The sequence below is a fragment of the Duganella margarita genome (assembly GCF_009857535.1).
GTDB classification, from domain to species: Bacteria; Pseudomonadota; Gammaproteobacteria; order Burkholderiales; family Burkholderiaceae_D; genus Rugamonas; species Rugamonas margarita.
In genome coordinates this window covers 239,086-254,622 of record NZ_WWCS01000001.1, presented here as the reverse complement: position 1 = coordinate 254,622, position 15,537 = coordinate 239,086, and the positions used below count along the sequence as shown (strand labels likewise).

16 protein-coding genes and 1 pseudogene are annotated in these 15,537 nt (G+C 64.8%); 9 read left to right on the top strand and 8 right to left on the bottom strand.

Features of this window, described 5'->3' with window-relative positions; all coding sequences use genetic code 11:
- Positions 1-181: 181 nt before the first annotated feature.
- The 5 genes and pseudogenes from GTP55_RS01210 to katG all read left to right on the top strand — a co-directional run bounded on the left by GTP55_RS01210 (position 182) and on the right by katG (position 6,538).
- Positions 182-991 carry a helix-turn-helix transcriptional regulator gene (locus tag GTP55_RS01210; RefSeq protein WP_161043176.1) on the top strand — a complete coding sequence of 270 codons (810 nt, stop codon included), beginning with the start codon at positions 182-184 and terminating at the stop codon, positions 989-991.
- Between the two features lie 92 nt (positions 992-1,083).
- Positions 1,084-2,481, top strand: coding sequence for an NAD-dependent succinate-semialdehyde dehydrogenase (locus GTP55_RS01205; protein ID WP_161043175.1), 1,398 nt, complete (start codon positions 1,084-1,086; stop codon positions 2,479-2,481).
- Positions 2,482-2,496: 15 nt separating this feature from the next.
- Positions 2,497-3,107 (top strand): annotated as a pseudogene (locus tag GTP55_RS01200) (oxidoreductase); the annotation flags it as partial.
- An 8-nt stretch (positions 3,108-3,115) separates the two neighbouring features.
- The gene (locus tag GTP55_RS01195) at positions 3,116-4,213 is read left to right on the top strand and encodes an FUSC family protein (RefSeq protein ID WP_161043174.1); all 1,098 of its coding nucleotides are present in this window, start codon (positions 3,116-3,118) and stop codon (positions 4,211-4,213) included.
- A 102-nt stretch (positions 4,214-4,315) separates the two neighbouring features.
- The gene (katG, locus tag GTP55_RS01190; RefSeq protein WP_161043173.1) at positions 4,316-6,538 is read left to right on the top strand and encodes a catalase/peroxidase HPI; all 2,223 of its coding nucleotides are present in this window, start codon (positions 4,316-4,318) and stop codon (positions 6,536-6,538) included.
- On the opposite strand, the gene GTP55_RS01185 is transcribed toward katG, so the two are convergent.
- From GTP55_RS01185 to GTP55_RS01165, 5 genes are all read right to left on the bottom strand, one after another.
- Positions 6,535-7,671 (bottom strand): alkene reductase, encoded by a 1,137-nt coding sequence (locus tag GTP55_RS01185; RefSeq protein WP_161043172.1) that lies wholly within the window; start codon positions 7,669-7,671, stop codon positions 6,535-6,537. The two genes, katG and GTP55_RS01185, sit on opposite strands and share 4 nt — an antisense overlap.
- A 61-nt stretch (positions 7,672-7,732) precedes the next feature.
- On the bottom strand, positions 7,733-8,413 hold the full coding sequence (locus GTP55_RS01180) for a type 1 glutamine amidotransferase domain-containing protein (RefSeq protein WP_161043171.1): 681 nt from the start codon (positions 8,411-8,413) through the stop codon (positions 7,733-7,735).
- Positions 8,414-8,522: 109 nt separating this feature from the next.
- Positions 8,523-9,131, bottom strand: coding sequence for a TetR/AcrR family transcriptional regulator (locus GTP55_RS01175; RefSeq protein WP_161043170.1), 609 nt, complete (start codon positions 9,129-9,131; stop codon positions 8,523-8,525).
- Between the two features lie 56 nt (positions 9,132-9,187).
- Positions 9,188-10,024, bottom strand: coding sequence for a PhzF family phenazine biosynthesis protein (locus tag GTP55_RS01170; RefSeq protein WP_161043169.1), 837 nt, complete (start codon positions 10,022-10,024; stop codon positions 9,188-9,190).
- A gap of 17 nt (positions 10,025-10,041) precedes the next feature.
- Positions 10,042-10,644, bottom strand: coding sequence for a TetR/AcrR family transcriptional regulator (locus tag GTP55_RS01165; protein WP_161043168.1), 603 nt, complete (start codon positions 10,642-10,644; stop codon positions 10,042-10,044).
- Positions 10,645-10,699: 55 nt separating this feature from the next.
- Here GTP55_RS01165 and GTP55_RS01160 point away from each other — a divergent pair, with 55 nt between their 5' ends.
- Both GTP55_RS01160 and GTP55_RS01155 read left to right on the top strand, forming a co-directional pair.
- The gene (locus GTP55_RS01160; RefSeq protein ID WP_161043167.1) at positions 10,700-11,512 is read left to right on the top strand and encodes an inositol monophosphatase family protein; all 813 of its coding nucleotides are present in this window, start codon (positions 10,700-10,702) and stop codon (positions 11,510-11,512) included.
- The gene (locus GTP55_RS01155; RefSeq protein ID WP_161043166.1) at positions 11,509-12,126 is read left to right on the top strand and encodes an NAD(P)-dependent oxidoreductase; all 618 of its coding nucleotides are present in this window, start codon (positions 11,509-11,511) and stop codon (positions 12,124-12,126) included. The genes GTP55_RS01160 and GTP55_RS01155 overlap by 4 nt, the downstream gene beginning before the upstream one ends.
- A 36-nt stretch (positions 12,127-12,162) precedes the next feature.
- Here GTP55_RS01155 and map read toward each other — a convergent pair whose 3' ends face one another.
- Together map and GTP55_RS01145 are read right to left on the bottom strand one after the other, a co-directional pair.
- On the bottom strand, positions 12,163-12,930 hold the full coding sequence (map, locus tag GTP55_RS01150) for a type I methionyl aminopeptidase (RefSeq protein ID WP_161043165.1): 768 nt from the start codon (positions 12,928-12,930) through the stop codon (positions 12,163-12,165).
- The gene (locus GTP55_RS01145) at positions 12,927-13,139 is read right to left on the bottom strand and encodes a ParD-like family protein (RefSeq protein WP_161043164.1); all 213 of its coding nucleotides are present in this window, start codon (positions 13,137-13,139) and stop codon (positions 12,927-12,929) included. The genes map and GTP55_RS01145 overlap by 4 nt, the downstream gene beginning before the upstream one ends.
- Before the next feature lie 190 nt (positions 13,140-13,329).
- Here GTP55_RS01145 and GTP55_RS01140 point away from each other — a divergent pair, with 190 nt between their 5' ends.
- Together GTP55_RS01140 and GTP55_RS01135 are read left to right on the top strand one after the other, a co-directional pair.
- Entirely contained in the window at positions 13,330-14,298 is a 969-nt protein-coding gene (locus tag GTP55_RS01140) for an SLAC1 anion channel family protein (RefSeq protein ID WP_161043163.1), read from the top strand.
- An 80-nt stretch (positions 14,299-14,378) separates the two neighbouring features.
- On the top strand, positions 14,379-14,798 hold the full coding sequence (locus GTP55_RS01135) for a VOC family protein (RefSeq protein ID WP_161043162.1): 420 nt from the start codon (positions 14,379-14,381) through the stop codon (positions 14,796-14,798).
- Between the two features lies 1 nt (position 14,799).
- Here GTP55_RS01135 and GTP55_RS01130 read toward each other — a convergent pair whose 3' ends face one another.
- Positions 14,800-15,480, bottom strand: coding sequence for a Fe2+-dependent dioxygenase (locus GTP55_RS01130; protein ID WP_161043161.1), 681 nt, complete (start codon positions 15,478-15,480; stop codon positions 14,800-14,802).
- Positions 15,481-15,537: the final 57 nt, after the last annotated feature.

Genomic DNA, 15,537 nt, shown 5'->3' with positions numbered 1-15,537 from the left:
GCCGGCCATTTATTTCAATGAGATCGATAGAATTTTCTGAATAATATAGACATGCTTATTTAAAGCCCGCGATGACGCGGGCTTTTTTTTTGCCTTGACGCCGTGTGAGCCTCCCCCACACAAGCTCAAAATGCCCGACAATATGGCGGTAAATTTGAACTTACCGAGGAAGAAGCGCGATATGTCCAGCAGGGCCACATCCGAACAACGTCACGAATTTGGCAGCTTCCTGTCCAGCCGGCGCGCGCGCTTGCAGCCGGCAGAGTTCGGCCTTCCCGCCCGGCCGCGCCGCACGCCGGGCTTGCGGCGCGAAGAGGTGGCGGTGCTGGCTGGCGTCAGCGTCAGTTGGTACACCTGGCTGGAACAGGGCCGCGATATCCAGCCTTCGGCCGACGCGCTGCGCCGCATCAGCAAGGTGCTCAAGCTGGACCGGGTGGAGTCGGCCCATTTGTATGCGCTGTGCGGTTTGGAAATGCCTGCCGCCGCCCCTGCGGCTGGCATCAGTCCCGGCCTGGAGATGCTGGTGCGCGCCATCAATCCGATTCCGGCCTACGTCCGCAACGCCCAGCTCGACATCCTGGCCTGGAATGATGCGATCGCCGAGTTGTTTGTCGATTACGGTTCCTTGCAGCCGCACGAGCGCAATACGCTGCGGCTGCTGTTTCTCTACATCCCCTACCGCACCCTGATCCTCGACTGGGAGCAGATGGCGCGCGGCATGATCCACACCTTCCGTGCTTCGCGTGCGCAAGCGCAGGACAAGGCGCCGTTCGACCATCTGATCGAAGAGTTGTCGGAGTTGAGTCCGGAATTCCGCGCCTGGTGGCCGGATACCGAGGTCAAGGGCTTCGACGAGGGCAGCAAGCGCCTCAAGCACCCCACCAGCGGCCACATCGATTTCACCTATGTGGCGCTGACGCCAGAGGGCCGGCCCGACCTGTCGCTGGTGACGTACATCCCCCGTCACGCTGCCAGTGACCCGCAGTCATAGGATAACAACACGCCTTCTTGCCGCCGTCGGACCTGCCTACACTGACTGTTATCGCAGCAATTGTGCTGCCCTAACCGTCAGGAGTAGTCACGATGTCCAACCCACAAATCCCCGCCGTCGCCACCTCGCGCAACCCGGCCACCGGCGAACTGATCGCCACCTACGCGTACCAGACCGCCAGCGAGGTCGAGCGCCTGCTGAGCGTCAACGCCGCCGCTTTCCGCCTGTGGCGCGCCACGCCGATGCGCGAGCGCGTCGCCGCTTACCGCCGCCTGGCCACCACGCTGCGCGAGCGCAAGGAAGGGTTGGCCGCCATCATCACCGCCGAAATGGGCAAGACCATCGGCGCCGCGCGCGGTGAAGTGGAGAAATGCGCCGCCACCATTGACTGGATTGCCGATAACGGCCCGGCCATCCTGGCCGACGAACCAGTCGCGGTCGAGGGTGACGATCAGGTGCATGTGTCGTATCTGCCGATCGGCACCGTGCTGGCCGTGATGCCGTGGAATTTCCCTCTGTGGCAGGTGGTGCGCGCCTCCGGCCCGATCATGTTGTCCGGTAACGGCTTCCTGCTCAAGCATGCGCCGAACGTCATGGGCTCGGCTTACGCGCTGCAGCAGGCGTACGACGATGCCGGCTTCCCGCCGGGCCTGTTCGCGAATCTGGTTGCCGACAACGACACGGTGGCGCGCGTGATTGAAGATCCGCGCATCGCCGGCGTCACGCTGACCGGCAGCATGCGCGCCGGTTCCGCTGTCGCCGCCACCGCCGGCAAGGCGCTCAAGCGCAGCCTGCTGGAACTGGGCGGCGCCGACGCCTTTATCGTGCTGGCCGACGCCAATATCGATCTGGCCGTCAAAGCCGGTATCGAGGCGCGCTTCCAGAACGCCGGCCAGGTGTGCCTGGCGGCCAAGCGCTTCATCCTCGAACAGCCGATTGCGGAAGAGTTCACCCGCAAATTCATCGCCGCCGCCAAGCTGATCAAAGCCGGCGATCCGCTCGATCCGGCCAGCACCATCGGTCCGATGGCGCGCAACGATCTGCGCGCCGAGTTGCACCACCAAGTCGAACGCACGATCGCGGCCGGCGCCACGCTGGCGCTGGGCGGCAACATCATTGACGGTCCCGGCAATTTCTACCAGCCGACCGTGCTCACTGACGTACAGCCCGGCATGGCCGCGTTTGACGAGGAAACCTTCGGCCCGGTCGCCGCCATCACCGTCGCCGCCAACGCCGAACACGCGATCGAATTGGCCAACACCAGCGACTACGGCCTCGGCGGCAGTCTGTGGACCGGCGATGTGGCGCGCGCGCAGCGCATCGCCCGTCGTCTGGAAACCGGTGGCGTGTTCATCAACGGCTATCCCGCCACCAACGCCCGCATTCCCGTCGGCGGCGTGAAGAAAAGCGGTTATGGACGCGAGCTGTCGCATTTCGGCCTGCGTGAATTCACCAACGCCCAGGCCGTGTGGGCCAAGATCGTCGACTGAACGGGAGCAGACATCATGAACCCCATCAGCCCTATTCTGCAGCCGGTCACCCTTGGCGGCCTGCGCCTGAAAAACCGCTTCGTCATGGCGCCGATGACGCGCAGCCGCGCCGACGAGGCCGGCGTACCGCCCGACTATGCAGCCGACTACTACGCGCAGCGCGCCGGCGCCGGCTTGATCGTCACCGAGGCCAGCTGGCCGGCGCGCTGCCGGTGGCGCCGTCGGCGATCCGGCCGGATGGCCAGATCCGCGTGCACGACGGCATGAAGGATTTCGTCACGCCACGTGCGCTGGAAACGGCCGAGATCGCCGGCATCGTGGACGATTATCGTCAAGCCGCTCGCAATGCCAGGGCGGCCGGTTTCGACGGCGTTGAGATCCATTCGGCCAACAACTATCTGCTGGAGCAATTCGTTCGCGACAGCACCAACCACCGCACCGATCAATACGGCGGTTCGCTGGAAAACCGCCTGCGCTTGCCGCTGGAGGTAGTCCGCGCCGTGGTTGAGGTGTGGGGGGCGGAGCGGGTCGGCATCCGCATCTCGCCGGTGACCACCACGCCCGGCAACACGCCGCTCGACAGCGACACCATGGCCACATTTGGCGCCTATGTCGATGCGCTGTCCGGGCCAGCATGCAGCCGCACCATCCGCACTGCCATCAACCCGACACCGGCCCGCGCGCGCTGGTTGCCGAGCTGTGGCGTGACTTTACGCCATGGCCTGCGGTGAGCCTGCGCCTGGCCGACGAAATCATCTGTCTGGTGTCGGTGTTGCTGGCGATCTTCTGGTCGCATCTGCTGGGCGTTGGTAATGTCGGCTGGGCCGCGTTCAGCGCCTACATGGTGATCCGGACCTCGTTCGCAGACAGCCTGTGGCGCGGCGGCCTGCGCGTGCTGGGTACGGCGGCCGGCGTGGCGCTGGCCTGGCTGCTGGCGCCGCACCTGATGCGCGCCACCGCCTTGCTCAGCATCGCCCTGGCGCTGGGCGGCGCCATCACGCTGTATCGGGCGCTGCTGGACCGGCGCGGCTATGGCTGGCTGATCGCCGGGCTGTCGTTTGCCATGGTGCTGGTGGACGGCATGCAGCGCCCGGACCAGCCGCTGGGCCAGTTTGCGCAAGCGCGCTTGCTGGAAGTGTGCGTCGGCACCGGTGCGGCGGTGCTGGTCAGCGCATTGGCGGTGCTGGCGCTGCCGCGCGGCATGTTACCGTTGGCGCCGCCGGCGTCGGCCCCTGCCGCACCGGCGTGCCGGCGCGCGGCATGGCGGCATGCGCTGCAAGGCGGTATCGCCCTGGCGCTGATTCCATGGGTGTGGCGGGTTTTTCCCTTGCAAGCACTGAGCCAGAGCAGCATCACCATTATGGCCGTGATGATGGTGCCGATGGCGGATCTGGCTGCGCTGGCACAGCCGGCGGCAACCAGGCTGCGGCATCGCTTGGTGGGCGCCAGTCTCGGTGGCTTGCTGGCCACCGCTGTTTTGCTGCTCAGCCACGCGTCGCCGCTGGTCATGATGCTGGCCGCTTGCATCGGCGTGGTGATTGGCCGCCATATCGAAAACGGCAAGCTGCCGATCACCTACGCCGGCACCCAGTTCGCGCTGGCTTTTCTGGTGGTGTTGGTGCCGGACGGCGGACCCGACGCGGCGCTGGGCATCGAGCGCCTGGCCGGCGTCTTCCTCGGCATGGCGTTGCTGGAACCGGTGCGGCTGTTGTTCCAGCGAGTTGCGCGCTAGCCCCCCTAAACGGGTATGTCGGGTACTCATCCTAAGTGGGTATGACGAGGTCGCGGAACTGGTTAGCATGAATGCTTTCCCTTCTACTTCCCGGAGCAAGCGATGAGCAACAATGAGAGTGCGGCCAAATGCCCGTTCACCCAGGCCAACGGCGCCGGCACCACCAACCGTGACTGGTGGCCCGATCAACTTCGCCTGGACCTGCTGCATCAGCACTCCGACAAATCCGATCCGATGGGAACGGCATTCGATTACGCCAAGGAATTCAACAGCCTCGACCTGGCCGCCGTCAAACGCGACCTGACGGCGTTGATGACCGATTCGCAGGACTGGTGGCCGGCCGATTTCGGCCACTACGGCGGGCTGTTCGTGCGCATGGCGTGGCACAGCGCCGGCACCTACCGCAGCGGTGACGGCCGTGGCGGCGCGCGCCGTGGCCAGCAACGCTTCGCCCCGCTCAACAGTTGGCCCGATAACGTCAACCTCGACAAGGCCCGCCGCCTGATCTGGCCGATCAAGCAAAAATACGGCCGCAAGATCTCGTGGGCCGATCTGATCATTTTGACCGGCACGGTCGCACTGGACAGCATGGGCTTCAAGACGCTGGGTTTCGGCGGCGGCCGCGTCGATACCTGGGAACCGGACCAGGACGTCTACTGGGGCCGTGAGAAAACCTGGCTTGGCGGCGACCTGCGCTATGCCCACGGCAGCCCCGGCGTGGAGAAGGACGGCGCCGTGCTGGTGTCCGATGACAAGGCCGACGGCGATATCCACAGTCGCGTTCTGGAAAATCCACTGGCCGCAGTGCAGATGGGCCTGATCTACGTGAATCCAGAAGGTCCGGACGGCAATCCCGATCCGTTGAAGGCCGCGTACGACATCCGCGACGTCTTCGGCCGCATGGGCATGGACGACGAGGAAACCGTGGCGCTGATCGCCGGCGGTCACAGCTTCGGCAAAACCCACGGCGCCGCGCCGACCGACAACGTCGGCCCGGAGCCGGAAGCGGCGGGCATCGACGGCCTGGGTTTGGGCTGGCACAACAAGTTCGGCAGCGGCCACGGCAACGACACCATCAGCAGCGGGCTGGAAGTGACCTGGACCAAGACGCCGGTGCAGTTCAGCCATGATTTCTTCGAGCATTTGTTTGGCTACGAATGGGAGCTCGGCAAGAGCCCGGCCGGCGCGCACCAGTGGTTCGCCAAGGATGCGGGCGACGTCATCCCGCACGCGCAAGGCACGGGCAAACAGCGGCCGAGCATGCTGACCACCGACCTGGCCTTGCGTGTCGATCCCGTCTACGAAGGCATTTCGCGTGACTTCCTGGCCAATCCGGACAAGTTCACCAAAGCCTTCGCGCGCGCCTGGTTCAAGCTGACCCACCGCGACATGGGACCGAAAACGCGTTATCTGGGACCGGATGTACCGGCCGAAGATTTCATCTGGCAAGACCCGGTGCCGCCGCTAGCCCATCCCGTGATCGACGCAGCGGACGTCGCGGCGCTGAAGGCCAGCATCCAGGCTACCGGCCTGAGTGTGGCGGAACTGGTGTCCACCGCCTGGGCGTCCGCCGCGACCTATCGCGGTTCCGACCTGCGCGGCGGCGCCAACGGCGCGCGCATTCGCCTGGCGCCGCAGAAGGACTGGGCCGCCAATCAGCCGCAGCAGTTGAGCAAGGTGCTGGCCGCGCTGGAGGAAGTGCAAAGCGCCTTCAACCAGGGCGGCAAGCACGTCTCGCTGGCGGACCTGATCGTGCTGGGCGGCGCAGTCGGCATTGAAACGGCGGCCGGCCATACGCTGACGGTGCCGTTCACGCCCGGCCGCACGGACGCCACCCAGGAGCAAACCGACGTGGCGTCGTTTGAGTTCCTGGAGCCGTACGCCGATGGCTTCCGCAACTTCCAGAAAACCCGCTACGCCGTGCCGGCTGAAGCGTTGCTGGTGGAGCGCGCACAACTGTTGACGCTGACCGCGCCGGAAATGACGGTGCTGGTGGGCGGCCTGCGCGTACTCGGCGCCAACGCGCCGGCATCTGCGGCCGGCGTGTTCACCGCCAAGCCCGGCGTGCTGAGCAACGATTTCTTCGTCAACCTGCTCGACATGGGCACGGTCTGGAATGCGACCTCGGCGGCGGCGGACAGCTTTGAAGGCCGCGACCGTAAAACCGGCGCCGTCAAATGGCAAGCGACCCGCGTCGATCTGGTGTTCGGCGCCAACGCCCACCTGCGGGCGCTGGCCGAAGTCTATGCCAGCGCCGATGGCGAGCAGAAGTTCGTCGCCGATTTCGTCGCTGCCTGGGCCAAGGTGATGGAACTGGGCCGTTAAGGCTGCGTTGCCCCGGCGTATGCGGGGTAATCGGTAAAACCCTGCGCGCCGCCGCCGTATAGCGACGCTGCTGCGAGTTCATTCAGCGGCCAGCCGTTGGCGATGCGCGCCGGCAGGTCGGGGTTGGCGATGAACGGGCGGCCGAAGGCAATCAGATCGGCCAGCTGGGCTTCGATCAGGCGCACGCCGCGTTCGGCGGTGTAGCGGCCGGCGTACAGGATGTGTCCGCTAAAAGTGCTGCGCACGGCGCGGCGGAAGGCGTCCGGCAGATCGGGCGCGTTGTCCCAGTCCGCTTCCGCGATCGACAGATAGCCGACGCCGGCCTGCTCGAGGATCTTGATGGCTTCGATGTAGGTCGTGTGCGGATCTTCTTCGACCAGGCCGATGTAGACGCGGTCTTGATCGGTACCGGTGAACAGCGGCGTAAAGCGCACGCCCAGCCGTTCAGGGCCGACCACAGCCGCCACGGCCTGCACGATCTCGCGCAGAAAGCGCAGCCGCTTCTGCAACGAGCCGCCATACTCGTCGGTGCGCTGATTGGCGTGCGCCGAAATAAACTGGTTGACCAGGTAGCCATTGGCGGCATGGATTTCAACACCGTCAAAGCCGGCATCGAGCGCGTTCTGCGCGGCCTGCGCATACAGCGCGACTAGCTGCTGGATATCGTCGCGGCTCAGTTCGCGCGGCATCGATGGTTCGACCAAGGTGCCGGCGCCGTCCGAGGTTTCGATAAAGGCCTTCACTTTTTGCGCCTGGATGGCGGACGGCGCAATCGGCGCCTGGCCATCCGGTTGCAAGGCTGTGTGCGACACGCGGCCCACATGCCACAGTTGCGCGAAGATGATGCCGCCTTCCGAGTGCACGGCGTCGGTGACCTTGCGCCAGCCGGCGATCTGCTCCTGGCTGTAGATGCCCGGCGTCCAGGCGTAGCCTTGGCCGCGCGGTTCGATCTGCGCGCCTTCGCTGACCATGAAGCCGGCGCTGGCCCGTTGCCGGTAGTACAGCGCCATCAGGTCGGTCGGCACATCGCCGGGCTGGGCGGCCCGCTGGCGCGTGAGCGGCGGCAGGACGATGCGATTTTTCAGGATATGCCGTCCCAGGGTGGTCGGCGTCAGCAGTGCTTGATGGTTCATCATTTACCTCAGTAGTAGGCGGGCTTGCCGGCGCGATTGATCACCGCGCCGGCACAGCGGGTCAGGCGATTTGCTTGAGCAGCAGCGCTGCGGCGGCCGACGACGAGGCCGGGTTCTGGCCGGTGATCAGCAAGCCGTCGCTGACCACATACGAGCCCCAGTCCGGACCTTGCGAATACACGCCGCCGTTGGCTTTCAGGACGTCCTCCACCAGGAACGGCACCACGTTGGTCAGGCCGACAGCTTCCTCTTCGGTGTTGGTGAAACCGGTCACTTTCTTGCCTTCGACCAGCGGACGGCCAGCCGGCGTTTGGACGTGGCGCAGTACGCCCGGCGCATGGCAGACCAATGCCACCGGCTTGTTGGCGGCCAGGAAGGACTCGATCAGCTGGATGGAGTGCTTGTCTTCCGCCAGATCCCACAGCGGGCCGTGGCCGCCTGGGTAAAACACGGTGTCGAAATCGGCCTGATTGACCGAGTCCAGGCGCACGGTGGCGGCCAGTTGCGCGGTGGCGGCGGCATCCTGCTCGAAGCGGCGCGTCAGATCGGTCTGGAACGACGGCTCATTGCTTTTCGGGTCCAGCGGCGGCTGGCCGCCGAGTGGCGAAGCCAGCACAACCTCGACGCCGGCGTCCTTGAAGGTGTAGTACGGCGCGGCCAGCTCTTCCAGCCAGAAGCCGGTTTTACGGCCGGTGTTGCCCAATTGATCGTGCGAGGTCAGAACCATCAAAACTTTTTTCATGATATTTCTCCAGAGGTAAGTAAAGCAAATAAACTGCAACTATTAGACCAGTCGTCTATAACTGGGGCAAAAAAAAAGCATTTCGTGTGAAATGCGTGTCATCGTTCCCTTAGTGCTGGGACAGATGAAGAATTTGGTGCGTGGTGTTCATTGCGGTCGTGAATGGCGCAACGTCACGTTCAATCTTGACCATGACGCTGGTGCCCAGCCACAACTGGTACAGGCTGTGCGCGGTGCTGTCGGCATCGGCGTCGATGCTCAGCGAGCCTTCGGCCACACCTGCTTCGATGGCGGCTGCCAGCCGGCGCACAATGCCGCTGGTGCCGCGCTTGATCGACAGGCGCATCGCTTCCGACAAGTCCGCCACTTCGGCCGCCATTTTCACGGCCAGGCATTTGCCCTGGCAATCGAAAAACGACTGCGTCTGGCGCCAGACTTCAAAGTAGCTGATCAGGCGCTGGGCCATGTTCAGGCCCGGCTGTGCCAGCGTCACGTCCAGCTCCGCCAGATAGTCCTCAAAATAGGTGTCGAGCAGCGCTTCGCCGAACGCGTCCTTCGAACCAAAGTAATGGTAGAACGATCCCTTGGGCACACCGGCGCCGGTCAGGATTTCATTCAACCCGACCGCCGAGAAGCCTTTTCCAGCCATCAGGCGTTGGCCCGTGGCGAGAATGGTCGCTCGTACGTCGTTGGTTTCGGAGGTGGCTGTCGTGTTCATGGACTTCACTATAAACACAATTAGACTAGTCGTCTAGTAAAATCTCAGAAATATTTTCAGCAGTTGATTTGACCGTCGATGATGGTGACGGACTGGCCGTAGATCCATGGCTCGTCGTTTTCGTAGACTACGGTGACCCGGCCATCGCGGCCGAGCGCCGTACCCTGCCGCACGCGGTAGCCCTCGCCGGGCTGCAAGCGGGCGATGCAGGCGTTGGCGCTGCCGGTTACGGGGTCTTCCAGCAACAGGCCGTTTTCCAGCAGGAAGGCGCGTACCTCGTAATCGGCGGGGCCACCGGCGGCGTGCGGGGCGTACAGGGCGACGCCGTTGCAGCGGGTTAGCTGCATCAATTCATCCAGCGCCGACGCATCCGGCGCGACCGATAGGCACTCGGCCACCGTTTCCAGGGGAACGATCAGCCAGCAGATGCCCATGTCGGCCGCCACCGGCGCGTGCCCAGGATTGACGCCCAAGGCGCGGTGCAGCAGCGGCAACTGGGCAGCGTTCATCTCCTCAAACGTCGCTGGTGGCGCGCGGAATCCCAACGCGCCGTCGTCGGCAATACGCACCGGCATCAGTCCGACGCCACACTCCTGAATCAGCACGCCTGGGTTCTTCGGTTGCCGCCCTGCCTGCAACAGCGCATAGGCCGTGCCCAAGGTGGGATGGCCGGCAAACGGAAATTCTTCCTGCGTGGTGAAAATGCGCACCCGGTAATCGGCGGCGGGATCGGTGGGCGGCAGCACAAAGGTGGTTTCGGACAGATTGGTCCAGCGTGCAATCGCCTGCATTTGATCGCCGCTGAGTCCGTCGGCATCGAGGATGACGGCCAGCGGATTGCCTTGAAACGGGACGGCGGAGAAAACGTCTACCTGTTTGAAACCACGGGGCATACCAGTTCCTTAAGTCGTTACAACACGCTGAGGTAGCCACGCACGGCGCCACCAATTCGTTCCACCAGCTGTGCCGGTTCAACGTTGCCGCGGCGTCCGGCGGCATCGGTGAGCGCGCTAATCAGCTCCATCAGGTCCTCCGCCGCCAGTTCTGGCGCGGGCGCGTCGCGGCCGAGAAATTCAACCAGCGCCGCGCGCATCGTCATCCGGTTGCCGGACGGCGGCATTATTGCAGACAAACGATGCTGCTCAAAATCGAGCAAGACCGCCAGCGCTGGCCGGCGTAATTGATGGCGCACCGCGACTTCGATCAGCTGCCGCAAGGCCGCCTGCCGGTCAGCGAGCTTGAGCGCCTGCGTCGCCTCATCGACCACCTGCGCCATCTCGCGCTCGATCAGCGCGACCGTCACCGCATCCTTGGTTGGGAAGTATTGGTACAGCGAGCCGATGCTGACGCCGGCCTTGGCAGCGATGGCGTTCGTTGTGTATCCCTCAAGCCCATGGCGCTCCAGAATGTGAGCCGCCCCCGTCAAGATGGCTTCAACGGTTTGCGCGGAACGGGGCTGGGACGGGGCTTTGCGTGGCTGCAAGCGGGCCGGTGTGGAATGCGAGTTGTTCATGTGAGCTAATGCTCATATCATTTTTACTCCCCGTCAAGCGAAATCGAGACCCCAAATGAACCCCTTGAATCATCCGGACTTTGACCTGCTCCAGCAGGTAGTCCAGGCAGTGCAGTCGGCTGGCCAGGCCGTGTTGGCGCGTTTTAGCGTCAACGCCCGTCCGTGCGACAGAAACGACATCGGCAATATGATCGCCGCCAACGACACCATCTCCCGCGATATCTTGCGGCCCGCGTTATCAGCCGCCTGCGCTGACGCGCGATGGGACGACGATGAGGCCGGTGCAGGCGCCTTGCCGCCCGGCACCTGGTGGGTCGCCGACCCGGTCGAGGGCGCCATCAACCACATCCACGGCCTGCCCGACTGGGGCGTCACAGCGACGCTGGTGCGCGACAACCTGCCGGTGCTGACAGCAGTGCATCTGCCCTTGAGCGGCGACACCTATACCGCCCTGCGTGGTGGTGGCGCCTGGTTGAACGGCACACGTCTGCACGTCTCCGGCAAAACCGAACTGAACGCCGCCATGGTGGGCACCGGCCAGGCGGTGCCGGATGAAGGCACCGCTGTCTATCAGCGCATGGGCAGCTCGGTGACCGCCATGCTGGCGGCGGCGCTGGTGGTGCGCGTGTCGGTTCCCGCCACCTTGCAACTGGTGCAGATTGCGGCCGGTCGTCAGGACTTGTTCTGGCAATACAGCCAGGTGCGTTCCGGTCTGGTGGCCGGCGCGCTGCTGGTGGCAGAAGCGGGCGGCAGCGTAACCGATCTGGACGGCACACCGTGGCATTTGGGCAGCAGCGGCTTTCTCGCCGGCGCGCCGGCGTTGGTGGCCCAAGCCGTTGCCATCCTCGCAGGAGAGGATGCACGATGAAGCTTGCTATTTTTGGCGCCTCGGGCGCGACCGGACGGCTGCTGGTCCAACAGGCGTTGGCTGCCGGACACGACGTCACCGTGCTATTGCGCAGCGCCGGCAGCTTGTCGCTGGATAGCGTCCGCCTGCAACGGATCGTTGGCCAGCTGGATCAGCCTGATGCGATAGCCGCCGTGGTGCAAGGCGCCGATGCGGTGATCAGCGTGCTGGGCGTCCGCAAGGGCGGCGCGCAGACGGTTTGCACCGACGGCATCCGCAGTATTTTGCAAGCCATGCAGCACACCGGCACACAACGCCTGATAGCGCTCAGCGCCTACGGTGCATCGGAAACGCAGCACGATTCCTGGTTCATCCGCCTGGTGCGCAAGATCATCCGTGAAAAGATGCGCGACAAGGATGGCATGGAAAACCTGGTACGGGCCAGCACCACCGACTGGACCCTGGTCCGCCCTCCCGCGCTGACCAACGGCGCAGCGATGGACGACTATCGCGCCAGCACCAGCTTGAAGCCGGGCGTTGCCGGCAGACTGTCGAGAGCCGATCTGGCTGGCTTTATGTTGAGCGTGGCGGAAAGCGGCGACTATCTCCACCAGGCCCCTGTGGTTTCCCTTTGAGGCGGCACTGAAGACGCAGCAAATTCACCGAACAGCTCAGTGCCGCGCCTGTTCATCCGGCCGCAGCGTCAGCACTTGCACGCCGGTGCGCGTGACCGCGACTGTGTGCTCAAACTGGGCCGATAGTTTGCCGTCGTCCGTGACCACGGTCCAGCCGTCGTCCTCGGTGTGCACGGCGCGGCCGCCCTGGTTAAGCATCGGCTCGATGGTGAAGGTCATGCCTTCGCGCAGCACCAGTCCGGTCTTCGGTTTGCCCCAGTGCAGTACCTGCGGCGCTTCGTGCATTTCGCGGCCGATGCCGTGACCGCAGTATTCGCGCACCACGCTGTAGCCATTGCGGCTGGCATGGCGGGCGATGGCGTGGCCGATGTCGCCCAGTTGCGCGCCCGGCCGCACGGTGTGTATGCCCATCCACAGCGCTTCATAGGTCACCTGCACCAGCTTGCGGGCGGCCGACGAGACCGCGCCGACCAGGTAGGTTTTGCTGGAATCTGCGATGTAGCCGTTCTTCTCCAGCGTGATGTCGAAGTTGACGATGTCGCCGTCCTGCAAGATCTCGCTGGCCGAGGGCACGCCGTGGCACACCACGCTGTTGCGCGAGGCGTTCAGCGCATAGGCGTAGCCGTACTGGCCCTTGCTGGCCGGCCGCGCCTGCAAATCGTCGATGATGTAGCGGTCGACCAGGTCGTTCACTGCCATGGTCGACATGCCGATCAGGTTCAGCTGGTCGAGACGGCTGAACACACCGGCCAGCAGCCGGCCAGATTCCGCCATCAGCGCGATTTCTTCCGGCCGCTTGGTCATGATGAAACTGCCCTCAGCACTTGCGCATCGACGCCGGCGGCGCGCAGTTCGCGGCCGACGATGTCGTTGAACGACTGCGTCGGATTCATTTCGCACAGCATGCCGATCTTGATCCAGAACGCCGCCTGCGCGTTGATCGAGCGACACGCCACCGCGCTGGCCTTGCGCAGCTGGTCGTGCAGCTCGTCGTCGATGTTCACAATCCCCATAGCTTACCCCGATATATGAAACGTATACGAAGTATATATTCACTCTGATGCGCCACGCAAGCGCCGGGCCGGCGCCTCTCTTTCGGAAGTAGCGGTTGAGACGGTCGAGCAAAAACTCTATCCTCCGGAGCATCGCCAGCAGCGGCGGGCGGCTCGACAATGGTGGCTACTCTGTCACCGGTTGTCCATCATGCAAAACCAATCCACTCCCCTCTCCTACCTGCCGGTTGGCATCTTCGGCGGCGTCATGGGCCTGACCGGGCTGTCGGTCGCCTGGAAGGCGGCGCACCACCACTTTGGCGCACCAGTCTGGATCAGCCAGGCCATCGGGCTGGCGGCCGTCGCCGCCTTTGTCGCGCTGGTGATCGCCTACGGCGTCAAGGCCTGGTCCGGCTGGGATACGGTGCGCGCCGAGTTCAGCCACCCGATCGCTTCCAACCTGTTCGGCACGCCGATGATCAGCCTGCTCCTGCTGCCGTTCGTGCTGGTCGATTACAGCCTGGCGCTGGCGCGCCTGTCGTGGGTGCTGGGTGCGATTGGCATGACGGCGCTGGCCTGGGTCATTGTGATGCGCTGGATGACGCTGCGGCTGGTGGCGTCCCATGTGTCGCCGCCGTGGATCGTGCCGGTGGTCGGCATGCTGGACGTGCCGCTGGCGGTGCCGGTGCTGCAATGGGATGGCCTGCATGGCGTGATGGTGTTCGGGCTGGCGGTTGGTCTGTTCTTCGCGGTGCCGCTGTTTACGCTGATCTTCCAGCGGCTGGTGCTGGAAGAACCGTTGCCGGCGCCGCTGCAACCGTCGCTGCTGGTGCTGGTGGCGCCGTTCGCGGTCGGCTTTACCGCCTACGTCACCACCACCGGCGGCATCGACCTGTTGGCGCAAGTGCTGTACATGCTGACGCTGTTCCTGCTGGCAGTGCTGCTGGGCCGCCTGCGTCACCTGCCGCACTGCTCGCCGTTCCGGGTCTCGTGGTGGGCGGCCAGCTTCCCGTTGGCGGCCTCGGCCGGCGCGGCGATCCGCTATGCCGCGTGGGCCGCCGATCCGGTCACCGACGCCATCGCCATGGTGGTGCTGGCCATCGCCAGCCTGACCATCGTGATCTTCCTGTTCCAGACGCTGGCAAGCGTGTTCAAAGGCCAGTTGAAGTCGCTGGCGTGACTGCTGACAAAAAGTGACAGGAGGGCTGGCTATAGTGGCGTCAGCGATTTTGCTAATGCCACTTAGAAAGCGAGTTACCCATGTCTGTCACTACTGTTCCCCACATCAACCTGCGCGGCCAGGCGCGCGCTGCGCTGGCCTTTTACCAAGCTGTCTTCGGCGGCGAGCTGACGCAGGTGACCTATGCGCAGATGGGCAATGTGCAAGATCCTGCCGATGCCGACCACATCATCTGGGGCCAGGTGGTGGCCGCCAATGGCTTCCGCATCATGGCGTGCGATGTGGCGGCCGCCACGGCGTGGCATCAAGGCGAGAATGCGTTCTTCGTCTCGCTGCGGGGCAACGATGCGGACGAAATCGCCGCGCAGTGGCATCCGCTAAGCGAAGGCGGCGTCATCCAGCAGCCGCTGGCGCCGGCGCCATGGACGCCGCTGTACGGCAGGCTGAAGGACCGCTTCGGCGTGGTGTGGGTGGTCGACGTGGCCAGCGCGGCGGCCTGAATCAGACCTCGCTCCACTGCCGCAGCAGGTTGTGGTAGTGGCCGGTGAGGCCGACCAGTTCCGGGCAGTCGCCCAGGCGCGCGCGCAGGCTCTGGATGTTCTGGTCCAGTTCCAGCAGCAGGCTGCGGCGCATGTCGTCGCGCACCATGCTCTGGGTCCAGAAGAACGAGCAGACGCGGGCGCCGCGCGTGACCGGCTCGACCCGGTGGATGCTGGTCGACGGGTAGACGATGGCGTCGCCGGCCGGCAGTTTGACTTCATGCTCGCCATAGGCGTCGGTAACGATCAGCTCACCGCCGTCATACTCGTCCGGATCGCACAAAAATACCGTGGTCGAGACGTCGGTGCGCACCCAGTCGCCGCTGCCGGGAATGCGGCGCATGGCGCCGTCCACGTGCGCACCGTAGTGCTCGCCGCCGGCGTAGCGGTTGAACAGCGGCGGAATGGTGCGCAGCGGCAGCGCCGCCGAGAAGTACAGCGGCTGCCGGGCCAGCGCCGCCAGGATGGTCTGGCCCAGCTCCAGCGCCAGCGGCGAGGTCTCGGGCAACTGGCGGTTCTGCTTGACCTTGGCGCCCTGCTCGCCGACGGTGGCGCGGCCGTCGATCCAGTCCGAGGCGTCCAGCTGGGCGCGCATGGCGGCGACCTGCTCGCGGGTCAGCACGCCGGGAATATGCAACATCATGATGAAGCTCCTCTCAATGCAAAAACCCCGCCGCTACGGGTAGCGACGGGGCCAGCA